General features: G+C 74.2%; 14 protein-coding genes, 2 tRNA genes and 1 riboswitch. Of the genes, 6 read left to right on the top strand and 10 right to left on the bottom strand.

Annotated elements, in window-relative coordinates; translation table 11 throughout:
- Window positions 1–239 precede the first annotated feature (239 nt).
- Window positions 240–974, top strand: a complete 735-nt coding sequence (locus ELQ39_RS17035) for a TetR/AcrR family transcriptional regulator (protein WP_242592562.1) — start codon at window positions 240–242, stop codon at window positions 972–974.
- Window positions 975–1,413: 439 nt separating this feature from the next.
- On the opposite strand, the gene ELQ39_RS17030 is transcribed toward ELQ39_RS17035, so the two are convergent.
- Window positions 1,414–3,546, bottom strand: coding sequence for an asparagine synthase-related protein (locus ELQ39_RS17030; protein ID WP_242592561.1), 2,133 nt, complete (start codon window positions 3,544–3,546; stop codon window positions 1,414–1,416).
- 737 nt (window positions 3,547–4,283) lie between these two features.
- Here ELQ39_RS17030 and ELQ39_RS17025 point away from each other — a divergent pair.
- From ELQ39_RS17025 to ELQ39_RS17010, 4 genes are all read left to right on the top strand, one after another.
- A complete protein-coding gene (locus ELQ39_RS17025; RefSeq protein WP_242592559.1) occupies window positions 4,284–5,708 on the top strand; it encodes an MFS transporter in 1,425 nt (474 codons plus the stop codon).
- Between the two features lie 65 nt (window positions 5,709–5,773).
- Window positions 5,774–6,997 carry an L-2-hydroxyglutarate oxidase gene (gene lhgO / locus ELQ39_RS17020; protein ID WP_190004540.1) on the top strand — a complete coding sequence of 408 codons (1,224 nt, stop codon included), beginning with the start codon at window positions 5,774–5,776 and terminating at the stop codon, window positions 6,995–6,997.
- A 97-nt stretch (window positions 6,998–7,094) separates the two neighbouring features.
- On the top strand, window positions 7,095–7,931 hold the full coding sequence (trmB, locus tag ELQ39_RS17015) for a tRNA (guanosine(46)-N7)-methyltransferase TrmB (RefSeq protein WP_242592558.1): 837 nt from the start codon (window positions 7,095–7,097) through the stop codon (window positions 7,929–7,931).
- A 63-nt stretch (window positions 7,932–7,994) separates the two neighbouring features.
- The gene (locus ELQ39_RS17010) at window positions 7,995–9,320 is read left to right on the top strand and encodes a PrsW family intramembrane metalloprotease (protein ID WP_242592556.1); all 1,326 of its coding nucleotides are present in this window, start codon (window positions 7,995–7,997) and stop codon (window positions 9,318–9,320) included.
- A 105-nt stretch (window positions 9,321–9,425) separates the two neighbouring features.
- On the opposite strand, the gene ELQ39_RS17005 is transcribed toward ELQ39_RS17010, so the two are convergent.
- From ELQ39_RS17005 to ELQ39_RS16985, 5 genes are all read right to left on the bottom strand, one after another.
- Window positions 9,426–10,451 (bottom strand): M23 family metallopeptidase, encoded by a 1,026-nt coding sequence (locus ELQ39_RS17005; RefSeq protein WP_190004537.1) that lies wholly within the window; start codon window positions 10,449–10,451, stop codon window positions 9,426–9,428.
- Window positions 10,452–10,462: 11 nt separating this feature from the next.
- Window positions 10,463–10,620: riboswitch (cyclic di-AMP (ydaO/yuaA leader) on the bottom strand.
- A gap of 314 nt (window positions 10,621–10,934) precedes the next feature.
- Window positions 10,935–11,008, bottom strand: a tRNA-Met gene (locus tag ELQ39_RS17000).
- A 64-nt stretch (window positions 11,009–11,072) separates the two neighbouring features.
- Window positions 11,073–12,206, bottom strand: coding sequence for a dihydrofolate reductase family protein (locus tag ELQ39_RS16995; RefSeq protein WP_225644406.1), 1,134 nt, complete (start codon window positions 12,204–12,206; stop codon window positions 11,073–11,075).
- 87 nt (window positions 12,207–12,293) lie between these two features.
- The gene (locus ELQ39_RS16990) at window positions 12,294–12,953 is read right to left on the bottom strand and encodes a response regulator (protein WP_190004535.1); all 660 of its coding nucleotides are present in this window, start codon (window positions 12,951–12,953) and stop codon (window positions 12,294–12,296) included.
- A gap of 30 nt (window positions 12,954–12,983) precedes the next feature.
- Complete coding sequence (locus ELQ39_RS16985; protein ID WP_242592553.1) at window positions 12,984–14,030, bottom strand: HAMP domain-containing sensor histidine kinase; 1,047 nt, start codon at window positions 14,028–14,030, stop codon at window positions 12,984–12,986.
- A 393-nt stretch (window positions 14,031–14,423) separates the two neighbouring features.
- On the opposite strand from ELQ39_RS16985, the gene ELQ39_RS16980 reads away from it, so the two are divergent.
- On the top strand, window positions 14,424–14,717 hold the full coding sequence (locus ELQ39_RS16980) for a DUF3040 domain-containing protein (RefSeq protein ID WP_242592552.1): 294 nt from the start codon (window positions 14,424–14,426) through the stop codon (window positions 14,715–14,717).
- A 97-nt stretch (window positions 14,718–14,814) separates the two neighbouring features.
- Here the strand turns inward: ELQ39_RS16980 and ELQ39_RS16975 are convergent.
- The 4 genes from ELQ39_RS16975 to ELQ39_RS16960 form a co-directional block, all read right to left on the bottom strand.
- Window positions 14,815–14,887, bottom strand: a tRNA-Lys gene (locus ELQ39_RS16975).
- Window positions 14,888–15,041: 154 nt separating this feature from the next.
- On the bottom strand, window positions 15,042–17,267 hold the full coding sequence (locus ELQ39_RS16970) for a DEAD/DEAH box helicase (protein WP_242592550.1): 2,226 nt from the start codon (window positions 17,265–17,267) through the stop codon (window positions 15,042–15,044).
- A 238-nt stretch (window positions 17,268–17,505) separates the two neighbouring features.
- The gene (locus tag ELQ39_RS16965; RefSeq protein WP_242592549.1) at window positions 17,506–18,051 is read right to left on the bottom strand and encodes a hypothetical protein; all 546 of its coding nucleotides are present in this window, start codon (window positions 18,049–18,051) and stop codon (window positions 17,506–17,508) included.
- A gap of 73 nt (window positions 18,052–18,124) precedes the next feature.
- Window positions 18,125–18,475, bottom strand: coding sequence for a metallopeptidase family protein (locus tag ELQ39_RS16960; RefSeq protein WP_026244081.1), 351 nt, complete (start codon window positions 18,473–18,475; stop codon window positions 18,125–18,127).
- Window positions 18,476–18,559: the final 84 nt, after the last annotated feature.

Genomic DNA, 18,559 nt, shown 5'->3' with positions numbered 1-18,559 from the left:
CCCTGACGGAACATTCGGGACGTATACGACTCGTGCTCCGATCGAGGGGCGCTCCGTGCGGAACGTGCCCCTTCTGAATTGACCCCCTCTCAACTATGTTCATGTGTCGACGGGGTGCAGGGGGATGTGCTCATCGGGTCCGCGACGGGCGGGACCGACAGGCCGGTCCCGTTCTCACGCCCCGGACGTCAATGGCGGGGAGAGTCTCCGGGGGGAGACGTCATTACCGGGGGATACACATGCATGTTCAGGACTCTCGATGGTCGTCCGCTGTCGCCTCTGGCGCGACGATGAGCGCCGCCTCCGGCGGGCGCCCGGACGGCACACGCACCACACCGCTGCGCGTCGACGCCCAGCGCAATCTGGAGCACGTGCTGCGTGCGGCGCGTGAGGTCTTCGGCGAGCTGGGGTACGGCGCGCCGATGGAGGACGTGGCGCGCCGGGCACGGGTCGGCGTCGGCACGGTGTACCGGCGGTTCCCGAGCAAGGACGTGCTCGTACGGCGGATCGCCGAGGAGGAGACGTCCCGGCTGACGGAGCAGGCGCGCGCCGCTCTGGGGCAGGAGGACGAGCCGTGGTCGGCGCTGTCGCGCTTCCTGCGCACGTCGGTCGCCTCCGGCGCGGGCCGGCTGCTGCCGCCGCAGGTGCTGCGGGTCGGTGTCGCGGAGGAGGGGGGGCTGCCGGAACACGCGCGGCTGCCCCAGCAGCGGACGCAGCCGACGGGGGAGCTGCGGCTCGTGCCCGAGGAGCGGGCCGCGGACGACGGCGGGGCCGCTGAGTTGCTCGACGTGGTCGGGCAGTTGGTGGAGCGGGCCCGGGCGGCGGGGGAGCTGCGGGCGGACGTGTCCGTGTCCGACGTGCTGCTCGTCATAGCGACGGCCGCGCCCTCTCTCCCCGACGCGGCCCAGCAGGCGGCGGCTTCGGCCCGCCTCCTGGACATCCTCCTGGAGGGTCTCCGCAGCAGGCCTTCCTGACCTGCGGTCCCTTCTCGACGGCCCTGGCCGGCGTCCCTCAGCAGGGGCGCCGGCCCTTCCCGTGGGAGGGCTTGCCGAGAAGCGGGGACTCGCACACCCAGGTGTACTGAGTCGCGCCCCGTGTCGGTGCGGGCCGGGGGTGTCTGCGCAGCTCGGCGCCGGCGAGGTGCCGCCGCGCCCACCCGTGCCGCCCCGGGCGGCACGCATGCCCGCGGGTCGCGAGAGCCGCAGCCGCCCTCAGCGGAAGGGGGCGGAAGGGGGCGGGGCGGGGGCGGTCGCCCGCAGCGGCTGGCGCGTCCACGCCCCTGTGCCTCTTCAGCACGCACCATCGCGCCAGACCGAGAACGTCCGCCCCCAGCGCGACCCCGTGCCACCCACCGGCCGTGGGCGCCACGCCCGCCCCCACCGGACCGCACCCTGCGCCGCAGGCGTCCCCGCCTCAGCGCGACCCCGCAGCCCCCGCAGCCCCCGCCCCCAGCGCCCCTCGCTGCGGTGCGATCCCCGCCGGCACCGCCCTCTGCCTCGCCGGTGTCCCCGTCCAGCACGTCCCCCGCCGCGCCAGCAGCCTCCGCAGCCACACCTCCAGCGCCACCAGGTCCGCCAGCCCGTCCAGCGGCAGCGGCTCCCCCTCGGCCGCCCCCCGCAGGGCCTTCCGCACGACCCGTGCCTCCACCAGCCCCGCCTCCGCCAGCAGCGGCGTGTCGAACAGCGAGATCAGCGACCCCGCCGCCACCCGCAGCCCCGTCCGCGCGGCGACCGCCGTAGTCGGCGCGCCCGGCGCCCCCCACCCCGCCGGCAGATCCCGCACCCCCGCGCCCTCCAGCACGGACCGCAGGATCGCCGCCCGCGCGCCCGGCCGTACCCGCAGCGCCTCCGGCAGGGCCCTGCACGCCCGCACCACCTGGTTGTCGAGGAACGGTGTGTGCAGCCGCTGCGAGCGGATCTCGGCCGCCTGTTCCAGCACCCGCACGTCCGCCGCGTACCGCGCCAGCGCCGCCCGTGCCCGGAAGTCCCCCGGCCGCTGCCCGGGGCCGACCTCCGACCGCCACGTCGACGCCTGGAGACGAACCGATACTTCAGCCAACGCCTCCCCGGTCAGCCACCGCGCCGCGGGCCCCGGCCGGCCCCAGGTCAACGCGGCCAGCGAGGCATCCGCAGCACCCCCAGGCCCCTCGTCGTCCAGCTTCCTGTGCAGCAGCCGCTGCGCGAGGGACTCCAGCCCCGTCCGGTACGGCGTCCGCGCCAGCCTCCGGGCCGCGGCGTACACCCGCGCCGGCACCATCACGGACCCGTCCGCCTTGGCCAGAGCCGCGACCGGCCGCACCAGATGCCGTCGCTTCCGGTCCATCAGCAGATCGGCGAGCCGCGCCGGATGAGCGTCCAGCACCTGCTTGGCGCCGTACCCCGTGAAGTGATCCGCGCTGCCCGCCGCCAGTCGCGCCCGGTGCCGCGCCGCGGCGACCAGTGACGGCCCCGGCTCGTCCGTCAGCGGCACGTCCAGTTCGACATACGGGAGGGTCGACTCCTCCCCGGCGACCACCACATGGTGCAGCCGGGGATTCGCGGCGAGCGCGCCCGCCCGCTCCAGTTCGCCCTCGTCGCGCCCCCCTGCCCCGCCGGCGGCGAGGTCGTTGAAGGTGACGGCCAGCAGCCGCTCCCCCGCGCCGGTCCCGTGCCCCAGCACGGTGCCGGGTCTTCCGGGCAATCCGGCGGCCAGCAACGCCAAAGCCCCCGACGCCGGCCCCCCGGACAGATCGGCCCCGATCCCCGCGACCGGCGTCCCCCGCGCCGCACGCCGTTCGGCGGGCCCCATGCCCGGCACCGGACCGGGGTCCATGTCGGCGCCGGGCACATGACGAGGCGCGGCCAGCCGCGTCCGCACCGCTTCCACCAGCGCGTCCCGCACGGCGTCCACCGCGTGGCCGGGGTCGGCGGGCGGGGCGGCGACGGCCAGGGAGGCGACGGGTTCGTACCCGGTGATCTCCCGGGCCCCGGCGCGCAGGATCAGCGCGTGCCCCGGCGGAACGCGCTTCACGCCCTCGTACGGGGTGGAGTCCTGGAGGGCGGCGGGCACGTCGGGCGCCGCGAGCAGCGCGGCGAGGTGTCCGAAGTCGAGGTTGGCCTCGACGAGGTCGGCGAGCGGCAGGGCGGCGGTGGCGTAGGCGACACCCCGTTCGAAGGGGGTGTAGAAGACGGGCCGGGCGCCGGCGAGGTCGCCGCACACGGTGATGCGGCGTCCGACCTGGACAACGGCGGTGTAGCTGCCCGGCCAGGCGGTGAGGTGCCGCAGCGCCCCGCCCCGCGCGGCGAACAGCGCGACGCGCAGCTGTTCGTCGGAGGCGCCGCAGGTGCCGAGGACGGCGATGCGGGTCTGCCCGTCGGCGGAGACCACCCGCACCTCGTCGGGGCGCCAGTCGCCGACCGCCCACAGCGGGTCGGGATCGCCCCACAGGAGGTGGGAGCCGACGGGCTGCAGGGTCTCACCGTCGAGGCCGGTGGCGCCGGCGGAGCCGACGGGGCCGTATCCCCCGGCCGCCGCGGCGGTGCTGCTCCATCCCACCAACCACCGCATCGCCGCCTCCACAAGCTGTGGACAACCAGTGCACCGTACGAACCGGTTCCCCATGCTGCCATGAAGGAGGCGCTCGGCAACGCTGCCGGAGCGGTGTGTGCTCCGTCGAGTGCGCCCCGGCGGATACACCCACCCTCCGCGGGCCTTGACCCGACGCGCGCCCGAACACCCGCCCGAGACTCGGAGATCGGCTTACGGGAACCCCGCACCCACCAGGCCACATCGACGCGAATGCGCCCCCGCTGCGCGCCCCTAAAACCACCAACGCGCCCTCAACTACCTGGATAGAAGCGGGGATACGCTGAAACGAGTGGCGTTGATTTTCGGCCAAATCGAAGCGGTGAGATCACACTCGAACACGCTCCGTACAGGCTTTGCGCACCACCGCGGGGCGTACGGCCCGGGGGCGGAGCACGCCTCCCGGGCCGTTCCGCCGCCCGCGGGGATGAAGGCGGCGGTGTTCCCCCAGCCCACTGGATCCAGTACAGCGGGCCGACCCACGCACGGACCATGGAACCGCTCCCGGGATGGCCGGAGAAGAGCGCACGGACGGGCGCACGGCCACACACCGGGAGCACGCCGCAACTGCGCGTATCGGACCCGTACTTCAGTACGGACCACAATCCCGCCATCCGGCAGAATGCCCCTTAACGCTTGGGATGCGGCGAACTACGCTGGGTTTACGAATGCCGCGTGGTTATGCCAGAGCGGCAGCCGTCTGTGTCGAGGGGTGGCGCATGTCCAGGGAGCAACGCGGGCCGAACGAAAAGCTCGGCGCCGTTCTCGCCCTCGCGGGAATCAGCAACGCCGGCCTCGCGCGGCGCGTCAACGACCTCGGCGCCCAGCGAGGACTGACGCTTCGCTACGACAAGACGTCGGTGGCGCGCTGGGTGTCGAAGGGCATGGTGCCGCAGGGCGCCGCCCCGCACCTGATCGCCGCCGCCATCGGCCAGAAGCTGGGCCGCCCCGTGCCGCTGCACGAGATCGGCCTGGCGGACGCCGATCCCGCGCCCGAGGTGGGTCTCGCCTTCCCGCGCGACGTCGGCCAGGCGGTGAAGTCCGCGACCGAGCTGTACCGGCTGGACCTCGCCGGCCGTCGGGCCGGCTCCGGAGGCATCTGGCAGTCCCTCGCCGGGTCGTTCGCGGTGAGCGCGTACGCCACTCCCGCCTCACGGTGGCTGATAACCCCGGCCGACAGCTCGGTCGCGCGCGAGGCGAGCCCGTCCGACGGCTCCGGCGCACCGCTCAAAGTCGGCCACAGCGATGTGCGGAAACTGCGCGAGGCCGCGGAGGACGCCCGGCGCTGGGACTCCAAGTACGGCGGCGGCGACTGGCGTTCGTCGATGGTTCCCGAGTGCTTGAGGGTCGAGGCGGCTCCGCTGCTGCTCGGCTCCTACTCCGACGACGTGGGCCGCTCACTCTTCGGCGCGGCGGCCGAACTCACCCGTCTCGCGGGCTGGATGGCGTTCGACACCGGTCAGCAGGAGGCGGCGCAGCGCTACTACATCCAGGCCCTGCGTCTGGCCCGCGCGGCCGCCGACGTGCCCCTCGGCGGGTACGTCCTCGCCTCGATGTCGCTCCAGGCCACGTACCGCGGCTTCGGCGACGAGGGCGTGGACCTCGCCCAGGCGGCGCTGGAGCGCAACCGCGGCCTGGCCACCGCCCGCACCCTGAGCTTCTTCCGCCTGGTCGAGGCACGCGCGCACGCACGCGCCGGGGACGCGCACGCGGCCGGCGCCGCGCTGAAGTCGGCGGAGAGCTGGCTGGAGCGGTCCCGCCCCGGCGACAGCGACCCGACCTGGCTCGGCTTCTACTCCTACGACCGGTTCGCCGCCGACGCCGCCGAGTGCTACCGCGATCTGAAGGCGCCCCGCCAGGTGCGCCGCTTCACCGAGCAGGCGCTGTCGAAGCCCACGGAGGAGTTCGTGCGCTCGCACGGACTGCGCCTGGTGGTCTCCGCCGTCGCCGAACTGGAGTCCGGGAACCTGGACGCGGCCTGCGAGCAGGGCGTACGCGCCGTGGAGGTGGCCGGCCGTATCTCCTCCGCGCGCACCACCGAGTACGTCAGGGACCTGCTGCACCGGCTGGAGCCGTACGGCGACGAGCCGCGCGTGGTCGAGCTGCGCGAGCGCGCCCGCCCGCTGCTGATGACCACGGCCTGACCCGTCCCGCCCCCCACTTGGTTTGAAGCCGTTGTCAGTGGCGCAGTGCACTATCGACGCGGGAGGTGGCACAGGTGGTGGCGGGGCCGTACGACTGTGACGTGGTGGTGATCGGCGGCGGGATCGTCGGCCTGTCGACGGCGTATGCCCTCGGGCGGGCGGCCCCGGGCACGCGGGTGACCGTGCTGGAGAAGGAGCAGGGCACGGCCCGACACCAGACGGGCCGCAACAGCGGAGTGATCCACAGCGGCATCTACTACCGCCCCGGCTCCCTGAAGGCGCGGTACGCGGTGTCGGGCGCGGCCGAGATGGTCAAGTTCTGCGCGGAGTACGACATCCCGCACGCGGTGACGGGCAAGCTGATCGTCGCCACGGAGCGCGAGGAGCTGCCCCGGCTGCACGCCCTGGTGCAGCGCGGCCGGGAGAACGGCCTGTCGGTGCGCGAGCTGTGCGGCGCGCAGATCGCGGAGTACGAGCCGGAGGTCGAGGGCCTGGCCGCCATCCATGTCGGCGCCACCGGCATCTGCGACTACGGCGCGGTGGCCCGCCGGCTCGCGGAGGCGTCCGGGGCCGACGTGCGGCACGGCGCGGAGGTGGTCCGGGTCGACCGCCGCCCCGACCGGGGCGTGGCCGTGCTGACGGCGGCCGGCGACATCGTGCGCGCCCGGGCGCTGGTGAACTGCGCGGGACTGCACTGCGACCGGATCGCGCTGCTCACGGGCGACGATCCGGGCGCCCGCATCGTGCCGTTCCGCGGGGAGTACTACGAGCTGGCCCGCCCCGAGCTGGTGCGGGGCCTGGTCTACCCGGTGCCGGACCCGGCGTTCCCGTTCCTCGGCGTCCACCTCACCCGGGGCACGGACGAAGGCGTGCACGTGGGGCCGAACGCGGTCCCGGCGCTGGCCCGCGAGGGGTACGACTGGCGGACCGTGCGGCCGCGCGAGCTGGGGGCGACCCTGGCCTGGCCCGGCTCCTGGCAGCTGGCCCGCCGCCACTGGCGGTACGGCGCCGGGGAGCTGCACCGTTCGCTGTCCAAGCCCGCCTTCGCGCGGGCCGTGCGCCGGCTGCTGCCCGCCGTGCGGGACGAGGACCTGGTGCCGACGGCGGCCGGGGTGCGGGCGCAGGCGGTGCTGCGCGACGGCACGCTGGTCGACGACTTCCTGATCCGGGAGGCGCCCCGCGCGGTGCACGTGCTGAACGCCCCCTCGCCCGCCGCGACCGCCTCGCTGCCGATCGGCCGGGAGATCGCCCGCCGGGCGCTGGCCGTCCTCGCCGGGAGCGAGCGGTGAGCGCGCGTGGCGGGAGCGGTCGCCGGGCCGGTCCGCGGGGACGGGCGGCCGTGCGCGCCGTCCCCGTAAAATCGAGGGCACTGTGTCTGATTCCGTGATGAGCACCCCCGAAGCACCGCATGCCGAGCGCGCCGCCGGCGAGTCGGCCCCCCGCGCCCGCGCGAAGGGGGAGCCGCGCTTCCCCGACGGCCCGAAGGCGGACCCCGCCGGGTCGCACTTCGAGCGCCGCATCCGCAGCTTCCAGCCCCGCCGCAGCCGCGTCACCGCAGGTCAGGCGGACGCGCTGCAGCGGCTGTGGCCGGTGTGGGGGCTCGACATCGACGGCAGCCGCCGACTGGACCTGGCCGAGCTGTTCGGGAACGGACGGCCGGTCGTCCTGGAGATCGGCTTCGGCATGGGGGAGGCCACCGCGGAGATGGCCGCCGCCGACCCGGACACGAACATCCTCGCCGTGGACGTGCACACCCCCGGCCAGGGGCATCTGCTGCACCTCGCCGAGGAGCGCGGCCTGACCAATGTGCGCGTGGCGAACGGCGACGCGATCATCCTGCTGCGCGAGATGCTCACCCCGGACGCGCTGAGCGGGCTGCGCGTGTTCTTCCCGGACCCCTGGCCGAAGAAGCGGCACCACAAGCGGCGGCTGATCCAGCCGGAGTTCCTGACCCTGGCCGCGTCCCGCCTCGCGCCGGGCGCGCTCGTGCACTGCGCCACGGACTGGGAGCCGTACGCGGAGCAGATGCTCGAGGTGCTGACCGCGCACCCCGGCTTCGAGAACACCCGGGAGGACGGCGGTTTCGCGCCGCGTCCCGAGTTCCGGCCGCTCACCCGTTTCGAGCGGCAGGGCCTGGACAAGGGTCATGTGGTGAACGACCTGCTCTTCCGCCGCGTACCGCACGACGACCGCGCCGGGCACCGGGACGGAGGCCCTGCCTGACCTCCCCGGCCCTCCTCCTGAGCCCGCACGCAGCCCTGCCCCTTTCTCGTTAGGGTCGAATCCGTGGCCAGCAGCCCTCCGCACCCGCCGTACCCCGGCGCAGTTCCCGGCAGCACGCTGCGGCACCCGCACTGGTGGCAGCGCCCGGCGGTCCGCTACGGAGCGGTGGTCACGCTGCTGGCCCTGTCCGGTCTGGTGATCCTCGCGCTGGTGCGGGAGCAGACGGGCACGCAGGGCTTCCTGGTGGGTCTGGGACTGGCCGTGCTGCCGGTGCCCCTGCTGCTCGCGGCGTTCCGCTGGCTGGGGCGGGTGGAGCCGGTCCCCTGGCGGAACCTGCTGTTCGCCTTCGCCTGGGGGGCGTGCGCGGCGGCGCTGATCGCGATCGTGGCGAACAGCTTCGCCACCCGGTGGATAGCGACGACCACCGCCGACCCGGCCGGCGCCGACACCCTGGGCGCGACGGTCATAGCGCCGGTCGTGGAGGAGACGGCGAAGGCTGCGGCGGTGCTGCTGCTCTTCCTGTTCCGCAGACGCGACTTCCACGGGATCCTCGACGGCGTGGTGGCGGCCGGGTTCACCGCGACCGGTTTCGCGTTCACCGAGAACGTCCTTTACCTGGGCAACGCCTTCGGCACCGACCAGCTCACCGGCGGCAGCGGCATCGCCTCGGTCACCGCGGCGACCTTCTTCGTCCGCGTCGTCATGTCGCCCTTCGCGCACCCCCTGTTCACCGTGCTCACCGGACTCGGCTTCGGCGCGGCCGCCCTGACCGCCGACCGCCGGCGGGTGCGGCGCGTCCTCCTCCCCCTCGCCGGGCTGCTCCTCGCGATGGGCATGCACGCTCTGTGGAACGGCTCCACCACGCTCGGCCGGTTCGGCTTCATCGCGGTGTACGGGGCGTTCATGGTGCCGACGTTCGGGCTGCTGACCTGGCTGGTGGTGTGGACGCGGCAGCGGGAGCTGCGGACCGTGCGCACGGAGCTGCCCGCGTACGTGGTGGCGGGCTGGCTGCGTCCGGCGGAGCCGTTCGCGCTGGGCTCGATGCGGGCGCGGCGCCTCGCCCGGAAGGCGGCCCGTGAGCACGGGGGCAGGCCGGCCGCGCGGGCGGTCGCCCAGTACGAGGCGTACGCGACCCAGCTGGCGTTCCTGCGGCACCGGGGCCGCGCGGGGAAGGCCGGGGCGGACTTCGCGACGCGGGAGCGGGAGCTGCTGCTGGAGCTGTGGCACCGGCGCGCCGCGGCCCGGCCGGCGCTGGAGCACGCGGCCCGGCTCACGGCGCCCCCGGTGCCGTACGGCGCGGGGTGGGCGTACGGGCCCGTCCCGGCGGCGTGGCCCGCGCAGGGCCGGCCGCCGTATCCGGCGTACGGAGAGAACCCCTACCGCCGCTGAGAAGGTCCCGGACATGCGGAACCGGCAGCCCTGACGTCGGGGGGTCGTCGTCGGGGCTGCCGGCGTTCACGGCGTCGGCGGCCGGGAGACGGCCGCCGGGGTGGTTCAGACGGAGAGGCCCTTGCCGGCCAGCCAGGCGGCCGGGTCGACGCCGCCGGAGGTGCCGGCGGGGTGGACCTCGAGGTGGAGATGGGCGCCGGTCACGTTGCCGGTCGCGCCGACACGGCCGATCACGTCGCCGGTGTTGACCTTCTGGCCGACGCTGACGTTGATCGACGACTGGTGGGCGTACCAGACCTCGGTGCCGTCGTCGAGGGTGAGCACGGTCTTGTAGCCGTACGAGCCGTCCCAGCCCGCGGAGGTGATCGTGCCGGTGTGGACCGCCTTGATCAGGGTGCCGGTGGGCGCGGCGAAGTCGAGGCCGGTGTGGTAGCCGGAGGACCAGTAGGCGCCGGCCTGACCGAAGGTCGAGGTGATGGTGTACGAGGAGGTCGGCAGCGCGTACTGCTTGGCCAGCTCGGCGAGACGCTCGGCCTCGGCCTTCTTCGCGGCCTCCTCCTCCGCCTTCTTCTTGGCGGCCTCGGCCTTCTCCTTGGCCTCCTTCTCCGCCTTGGCGGCGGCCTCGGCGGCCTCCTTCTCGGCGGCGGCGAGGGCGGCGGCCTGCGCCTTGCTCTGCGCCTGGCCCTGCTGCTGCTCGACCTGGGCCATGATGCGGGCGCGCAGCGCCTCGCCGGCTCCGGCGCCCTCCTCCGTGCCGGTGTCGGCGGCGGCCATCCGGCCGATGTCGCTGAGGGGGGTGCTGGAGCCCTTCGGGGTTTCCTCGTCGGAGATGAGGGAACCCACGTTGGGAAGGTCGGGCATGGAGATGGAGACAGGCGGCTTGCCGGTCTGGGCGCTGGCCATGCCGCCGGCGCCGACGGCGGCTATGACGCCGACACCGAGGACGGTGGAGCTGCGGGCGAGTCCGCCTCCGCGCTGCTTGGCGACGCGGTGCCGGCCGCGCACGGGGCGCACGGACTCCGCGGTGGGGTTCCACTCCTCGAAGGGGCCCTCGTCGGCGCCGGGGGCGCCGTAGGCGAAGGTGTCGCTCGGCTTGAACGGGGCCTCGGGGGCAGGCGGGTTGGACGCCACGTGGGCGCGCTCCTTTCCTTCCTTCTCGCCTACCGGGTTAGCTGACGGGTTCGGAGCAGGAAGGTCTCCTACGCGCGTATACGAACCGTGCTTCCACGGCGGTATCCGCCCGATTCACCCCATGGTGGTGGTTCCCCGGTTCCCTTGCGGGATTCGGCGCGTGCGCACGGAGCCGCCTTCTGTGACGGCTGGGACGACCGCGCTGCGTTATCGAACGTTAATAGACGCGGGGTCCGGATTCCAAGCCGTTCCTCTTGATCGTTAACGATTTCCGCGCGGACTTAAGTGCCATGAGGGGGCGAAAACGGGCGAGTTGACTGCACCGTTGACGACCCGTCGAACCTGACGGTGCGTCAGTTGTTATGCGCTGCGGCGCCGTTCCCTCACTGTGCGTGAGAAGCGGGGTGCAGGCGGGGAACGGGCGTCGTCGTGGAGAAACACCGAGGGCCGGAACCCTTTCGGATTCCGGCCCTCGGCCTTCAGTAGCGGGGACAGGATTTGAACCTGCGACCTCTGGGTTATGAGCCCAGCGAGCTACCGAGCTGCTCCACCCCGCGTCGGTAAACACCAGTGTACGGCATCCACGGGGCCCGATGCACACCACTTCCCCCGCGGGCGCGATCAGCCGCCCAGCAGGTGCGCGTTCGGCGCCTTCGCGCGCTGCTCGAAGTCCGGCAGCACCAGCACCGTGGCGCCCCCGTCCGTCAGTACGGCGCTGCCGTCGGCGTCCGTCACGAAGGTGTCCGGCTCCCGCCAGGCCGTGACCACCCTGCGCACCCCCGCGTCCAGGATCAGCCGTGCGCAGGGCGCCGGCCGGGACGCGCGGCGGGCGCACGGTTCCAGGCTGGAGTAGACGGTGGCGCCGGCCAGCCGCGGGTCGGTGGGGTCGGCCTTGGCGAGCGCGGCCTCCTCCGCGTGCACCACCGGGTCGTCGCCCTCCCGGGAATGGCCCCGCGCCAGCTCGGTGCCGTCGGCGGCGACCACGACCGCGCCGACGCTGAACGCGGTCCCGGAGGGCGGGCACTGCGCGGCCAGGTCGCAGGCGAGGGCGAGCCAGTGGCGGTCGGCGGCGGACGGCAGCGCTCCGGTGCCGGGCGCGGTGGGCTCGTAGCGCATCAGGACGACGTCGCCGAGGGGCCGGGTCTCGACCAGGCGCAGCCGCCCGCCCTGGTAGGAGCCGGGGCCGAACAGGCGTGGGGCGTCCGGGTCGCCGACGAACAGCGGGGCGAGGACGAGCTGGAGCTCGTCGGCGAGGCCCTGGGTCGTCAGCTGGGTGTGGATCCGCCCGCCGCCCTCCACCATCAGCCGCCGTACCCCGCGCACGTCGTGCAGGTGCTCCAGCAGCCGCCGCCAGTCCAGGGCGTCGCCGAGCGGCACGACGTCCGCGGCGATGCCCAGGGCGCGGGCCCGTTCGGCGCCCTTGCCGGTGGTGTACAGGACCTTCTCGCCGCCGGTGTGCCAGAAGCGGGCCGCCGGGTCCAGGTCGCCGGAGCCGCTCACCGTGACCTTCAGCGGGTACTCCGGCAGGCCGTCGGCGACCCGGCCGGCGCGGCGCTCGGGCGAGTTGACCAGCAGCCGGGGGTTGTCGGCGCGGATCGTGCCGGCGCCGACCAGGATGGCGTCCACGGACGCCCGTACCTCGTCGACCCGGTCGAAGTCGGCCGGGCTCGACAGCAGCAGCCGCTCCGGGCCGGTGTCGTCCAGGTAGCCGTCGAGGGAGACGGCGGCGGACAGCAGGACGTACGGGTACGGCATCGGCGGGCTCTCCCGGGTTGCGGGCGGCGGCGGGACCGCTGCGCGGTCCGGCTCCAGTCTGGCAACCCGTGCGGCCGGGGGCGGAGGTCAGGGCTCGATCAGACCGACCCGGATGGCGTACCGGGTGAGCTCCAGGCGGTCCTTCAGGCCCAGCTTGGCGAGCAGATTGGCACGGTGCCGCTCCACCGTCTTGGGGCTGATCACCAGCATGTCCGCGATCTGCTGCGAGGTGTGGCCCTCGGCGACGAGCTTGAGGATCTGCTCCTCGCGGTCGGTGATGGCCTTCGCCGGCAGGGTCCGCCCCTCGCGCGCGAGGTCGAGGTAGTTGTGGATGAGGGCGTTGACCGCCCCCGGGTAGAGGAAGGGCTCGCCCCGCATGGTGGCGTGGCAGGCCTGCACGAGGTCCTGGTCGGCGACCGACTTGAGGACGTAGCCGGAGGCCCCGGCGGCCAGCGCCTCGAAGAAGAACTGCTCGTTGTCGTACATGGTCAGCACCAGGATCCGGGTCTCCGGCAGCGTGCGGGAGAGCTCACGGGCCGCCTGCAGACCGGTCAGGCGCGGCATGGCGATGTCGAGGATGGCCAGGTCGGGGCGGTGCTCCCGGGCCAGTTCGAGGGCTTCCGCGCCGTCGGCGGCCTCCGCGACCACGGTCAGGTCCGGTTCGCCGTCCAGGATGAGACGGACCCCCCGGCGGACCAGCGCGTGGTCGTCGGCGAGGAGGATGCGGGTGCGGGAGGCGTCTGTCATGGTTCAGCGTTTCCGGTCGGGGGACGTCGGTCACGGGGGCGGCGCGTGCGCCGGCGCGGAGCGGCGCACGACGGCCGGGGTGGTCGAGGGGACGGACTTCCGTACGGGCCGCACGGGGACGAGGACGTGCGCGGGGAAACGCGCGGGGACGGGCACGGCGAGCCGCAGCTCGGTGCCGCCGCCCGCGCGGGGCTCCACGGTCAGCTCGGCCCCCACCAGCAGCGCCCGCTCCCGCATGCCGCGGATGCCGGCGCCCTCGTCGGCGCCGCCGATGCCGCGGCCGTCGTCGCGGACCCGCAGCTCGACCCCGCCGGGCGTGCGGCGCAGGGCCAGCTCGGCGCGGCGCGCCCCCGCGTGCCGCGCGATGTTGGTGAGGCCCTCCTGGGCGACCCGGTAGAGCACCAGCTCCGACTCGCGGTCCAGCTCGGGCAGGTCGGGGCCGAGGCAGTGCTGGACGGTCAGCCCGGGACCGCCGAACTCGGTGGCGAGCGCCTTGAGAGCACTGGTCAGGCCCAGCTCGTCCAGCACACCGGGACGCAGCCGGCGGGCGATCCGCCGGATCTCCTCCAGCGAGGCGCGGGTGGTCTCCTGCACCTGGCGCAGCTCGTCGCCGAGCTCCGCCGGTGCGTGGTCGGCGGCCCGCTTGAGCTGCAGCAGCACGGCGGTCAGCGACTGGCCCACCTCGTCGTGCAGCTCGCGGGCGATACGGCGGCGCTCCGCCTCCTGCGCGGACAGGGCCCGCGCACTGCTGGTGGCCCGCTCGTCCTCCAGCCGGTCCAGCATCGTGTTGTACGTGGTGATCAGCTCGGCGATCTCGCCGCGCCCGCCGACCACGGTCCGGTGTCCCGGGCGGAGCAGGTCGGTGGTGTTCATGGCGCGGGTGAGGCGCTGCAGCGGGGCGAGTCCGACGCGCAGCAGCAGGGCGTTGGCGACGAGCATGGCGGCCAGTCCCACGGTGAGCACGGCGGCCTCGGTGAGCAGCACCGGCGTGGACACGGTGACGGGTCCGAGGAGCAGGGCGGTGGCGACGATCAGCACGACGGCGTTCAGCAGGAAGATGCGCCAGAACAGAGGCACCCGGTGCCGCCTCCTCGCCGTCGGTCCGCTCATGGTCCCGACGGCCCGCGGCCGGGGGCGCGGCGCGGGCCGTCACCGTCCAGCCTCCGCCCCTGACCGGGGCCGCGCCATCGGTGACAGTCCCCATTTTCCCGGCGTGGGCGGACCCCGGCCCACGGTCCCGTGCGTACCGCTCCCCCAGCGAGCTGGGGGGCGCGACGGATGGCCCCGGCCGTGCGCCCCGGGCGAGGCTGGAGGCACCGTACCGGGCGGGTGACGACCTCGGCACACGGGCAAACTCCTGGGTGTCCGGCCCTGGTTGGCGGCACGCCGGCGGTTCGCGCACGTCCCGGTGCCCGGAGCGACGGCCGTCGACGGTGTGACCGGGCGGCCACCCCCTGGGAAGGAGGAGCCGTGCCCCAGTCCGACGACGACCGCCTGGTCGATCTCGCGGCCCGACTCGAGCACGAGGACCCCCGTTTCGTCCGCTCCCTCGCCACCGGCCGCCCGACCCGGCCGCGCGAGTACCGGCGGACCGGTGCCTGGTGGGTGCTGATCGTGGGGCTGGGGATGCTGGTCGCGGGCATCGTCGTCCCCGACGGGCTGCTGATCGCGGCCGGCCTGGTGGCCAGCGGCATCGGCGTGCAGCTCCTCGACCCCTATCGGCGTCCGGACGAGGACGACGCCCGGCGCCCGTCACCCCGCTGACCCGCCCCTTCCGGAGAACGCGAACGGCGCTCGCGCCGGCCTGACCGGTGCGAGCGCCGCTGCGCGCGTCGGGGGTGGCTCCCCCTCCCGCGGGAGGTAGGCCCTGTGGGACTCGAACCCACAACCAATGGATTAAAAGTCCACTGCTCTGCCAATTGAGCTAAGGGCCCCTGGCGATGTTGCCTCCCCGAGCATAGCCGGACGTGGCCGGGGAGCCGATCGGGTATCGGGCAGGCGCGTGGCGGCCGGAGGGGGCACACATGCGCGAGGGCCCGCGCGACGCGTGTCGCGCGGGCCCTCGGCGGTCACTTCGGTGAGGCGGTGTCAGCCGTTGCGCTTCCAGCGCGGCTTGTCCTCGCGGCGCTGGAACGAGCCGCCGCCGCGGTGGTCGTCACGACGGCCGTACGGGCGGTCGTGGCCGCCGGAGCGGAAGCCCGGGCGGTCGCCCTGACGGTCGCGGTTGAACGGGCGGTCGCTGCCCCGGTGGCCGGGACGGTCGTCACGGCGGAAGCCGCCGCGGTCGCCGCCGTCACGGCGCTCGAAGGACCGACCACCGCGGTCGCCACGGTCGTCACGGCGCTCGAAGGAACGCCCGCCACGGTCACCGCGGTCGTCACGGCGGAACCCACCGCGGTCACCGCGGTCGTCACGGCGGTCGTCACGGCGGAAGCCTCCACGGTCACCGCGGTCGTCACGGCGGAAGCCGCCACGGTCACCGCGGTCGTCACGGCGGAAGCCGCCACGGTCACCGCGGTCGTCACGACGCTCGAAGGACCGACCACCGCGGTCACCGCGGTCGTCACGGCGGTCGTCGCGACGGAAGCCGCCACGGTCGCCACGGTCGTCACGGCGGAAGCCGCCCCGGTCGTCACGGCGCTCGAAGGAACGCCCGCCTCGGTCACCACGGTCGTCACGGCGGAAGCCTCCACGGTCACCACGGTCGCCGGCCCGGTCGTCACGGCGGAAGCCGCCGCGGTCGTCCCGGTCGTCCCGCCGCTCACGCCGCTCGTACGGCGCCGAGGCCGCCGGGCGCTCGACGCGCTCGGTCCGCTCGACGTCCTGCGCGGTCGGCTGCTCCGGCAGCGTCACCTCGGCCTCGGCCACCACGGCGGCCGCCTCGGCGATCACGGCCTGCGGGTCCTCGCCCCGCTCACGCGCGGCACGGGCCAGCAGCCGGTCGGCCTCCTCGCGCAGCTCGGTGGCGCGGCGCTGGGCGCGCTCCAGCTCCTTGGTGAGCTGGGCGACCTCGCGCTCGGCCTGCTGCGCGGCGTTGCCGGCGGACTCGGCCTGCACCTCGGTCATCGAGCGGGCGCCGGTGATCTCGGCGACCTCCGGGTCGAAGGCCGCGCCGCCCTGGATGATGTGGCGCGTGGCGTCGACGCCCGCGTCCTCCATCAGACGGAAGATCTGGCGCCGCTGGTGCGGCAGCGACAGGGAGACGACCGTGCCGGTGCGGCCGGCACGCGCGGTGCGGCCGGCGCGGTGCAGGTAGTCCTTGTGGTCGCCGGCCGGGTCGACGTTCAGCACCAGGTCGATGCCGTCGACGTGGATGCCGCGGGCGGCGACGTCGGTGGCGACCAGGACGTTGACGTAGCCGTCCTTGAAGTCGGCGAGGGTGCGGGTACGGGCGCCCTGGGTCATGCCGCCGTGCAGCGCCTCGGCCTTCACACCGGAGTCGCGCAGCTGCTCGGCGACGCGGTCGGCGCCGAGCTGGGTGCGGACGAAGATGATGGTGCGGCCCTTGCGGGAGGCGATGGCCGCGGTGACCGGCGCCTTGTCCTTGGGCTTCACGACGAGGATGTGGTGCGACATGGTCGTCACCGCGCCCTGCGCCGCGTCCACCTCGTGCGACACCGGGGAGTCGAGGTAGCGGTCGACGAGGGTTTTGATCTCGTTCTCCATGGTGGCGGAGAAGAGCATGCGCTGACCGCCCGCGGGGACCTGGTCGAGCAGCTCCGTGACCTCGGGCATGAAGCCGAGGTCGGACATCTGGTCGGCCTCGTCGAGGACCGCGATCTCCACGTTCTCCAGCGAGCAGGCGCCGCGGTTGATGATGTCGCGCAGCCGGCCCGGGGTGGCGACGAGGACGTCGACGCCGCGCTCGAGGGCGTAGATCTGGTTGCCCATGGAGGTGCCGCCGCAGACGACCTTCATCTTGAGGCCGAGAACGTCGCCGTAGGGCTGGAGGGCGTCGGCCACCTGCATGGCCAGCTCGCGGGTCGGCGTCAGGATGACGGCGCGCGGCTTGTGCTTCTCGGTGCGGCCGCCGGCGAGCTGCGCCAGGGTCGGCAGGCCGAAGGAGAGGGTCTTGCCGGAGCCGGTGCGGCCGCGGCCGAGGATGTCCTTGCCGGCCAGGGCGTCCGGGATGGTCGCGGCCTGGATCGGGAAGGGGGTGGTCACGCCGTTCTGCGCGAGCTTGCGCACGACGCCCTCGGGCAGGCCGAGGGAGGCGAAGGTGATCTCGGGGGTCGCCGCCTCGGTGGCGGCAGTGGTGTCGGTGTCCTCGGTGTTCTCGGGCACGACGACGTGATCAGTACTGGCGATGGGCATACGAATGCGAAACCTTCCGGAGTCTCTTCGGCACGCGCCCGTCAACTCCGTGATTCGCAGTTCGCAATCACGACCGCCTCAATGCGGTCCACCACGGCAAGGGAGAGAGTACGCGCCACACGGCGCGCTCTGTTGTGGCGCCGGGCAAATAGGATCAAACGATCTGCCACCATACGCACCCCGGCCCCTCGGATGCAAATCAGCAGGTGAGAAGCGTACGACGGGACCGTGGTGACCGTCAGGCCGGCGCCCCCGCCCGCGGCGCGGGCTCCCGCTGCGCGAGCTGGGTGTCGGGCGGCTGGTGGGCGGACGAGGACGGCTCGGCCTGGGTCGGCTCGGACGTCGGCCCCGGGTCCTGCGGCGGGTCCGAGGGCTGCGGGTCCGGGGTCCGGCTGGGCTCGGGCGGGCCGGGGCGGTCGTCGGGGGTCGGACGCGCGGGCTCGTCCGGGCCGCCGCCGTCGGACGCGGGGCGGCTCTCCTCGGCGGACGGCCGGTCGCCGGACGGAGAAGGGCGCTCGCCCTTCCGCTTCTTCTTCCCGCCCTTCCCGTCCTTGCCCTTGCCGCCCTCCTCGTCGCGCCCGCCGTCGGCCCCGGCCGCTCCGTGGCCGGCCTTGCCGCCCACCCGGTCGGTGCCGCCGTCCGGGGCCTCGCCGCCGGAGCGGCCCGCGGAGTGGGACGGCGCGGCCTTCCCTCCGCCGTCGTCACCCACGCTCACACATCCGGCGGCGGCGGCGACGGCCACGACCGTGGCGGCCAGGCGGACGGGTACGTACAAGCGGCGCACGGGGCCACCTCCGGTCGGAGTACAGGGTCGACAACCCCAACTCCCCTCACCCGCAGGAGGACACGCGAACGGCCTATCCGTAGCCGAGCGCGTGCAGCCGGGCGTCGTCGATCCCGAAGTGGTGCGCGATCTCGTGCACCACCGTGATCTCGGTCTCCGTGACCACGTCCTCCCGGGACTCGCACATCCGCAGGGTCGGCCCCCGGTAGACGGTGATCCGGTCGGGCAGCACCCCGGCGTACCACTCCCCCCGCTCGGTCAGCGGCGTCCCCTCGTAGAGCCCGAGCAGCTCCGGGTCGTCCGCCGGCGGCTCGTCCTCCACGAACACCGCGACGTTGTCCATGAGCCGCGTCAGCTCCGGAGGGATCCGGTCGAGCGCCTCGGCGACCAGCTCCTCGAACTCCTCGCGCGTCATCTCCAGCACGAAGCCATTGTCGGGGACGATCCGTCCGTACGAGAGACGGGCGGCGCCCGCATATCCGGCCGCCCCCACGGGCATAGGGGATCA

It is taken from the genome of Streptomyces sp. GB4-14, from assembly GCF_022696125.1.
In the GTDB taxonomy this organism is placed as follows: domain Bacteria; phylum Actinomycetota; class Actinomycetes; order Streptomycetales; family Streptomycetaceae; genus Streptomyces; species Streptomyces werraensis.
This window is presented reverse-complemented; position numbering and strand designations above follow the sequence as displayed.

Bases quoted from the DNA above. Each gene is read 5' to 3' on its own strand.
- ELQ39_RS17035 (WP_242592562.1), top strand. From the start codon at position 240: ATGCATGTTCAGGACTCTCGATGGTCGTCCGCTGTCGCCTCTGGCGCG.
- ELQ39_RS17030 (WP_242592561.1), bottom strand. From the start codon at position 3,546: ATGCGGTGGTTGGTGGGATGGAGCAGCACCGCCGCGGCGGCCGGGGGA.
- ELQ39_RS17025 (WP_242592559.1), top strand. From the start codon at position 4,284: ATGTCCAGGGAGCAACGCGGGCCGAACGAAAAGCTCGGCGCCGTTCTC.
- trmB (WP_242592558.1), top strand. From the start codon at position 7,095: ATGAGCACCCCCGAAGCACCGCATGCCGAGCGCGCCGCCGGCGAGTCG.
- ELQ39_RS16995 (WP_225644406.1), bottom strand. From the start codon at position 12,206: ATGCCGTACCCGTACGTCCTGCTGTCCGCCGCCGTCTCCCTCGACGGC.
- ELQ39_RS16990 (WP_190004535.1), bottom strand. From the start codon at position 12,953: ATGACAGACGCCTCCCGCACCCGCATCCTCCTCGCCGACGACCACGCG.
- ELQ39_RS16970 (WP_242592550.1), bottom strand. From the start codon at position 17,267: ATGCCCATCGCCAGTACTGATCACGTCGTCGTGCCCGAGAACACCGAG.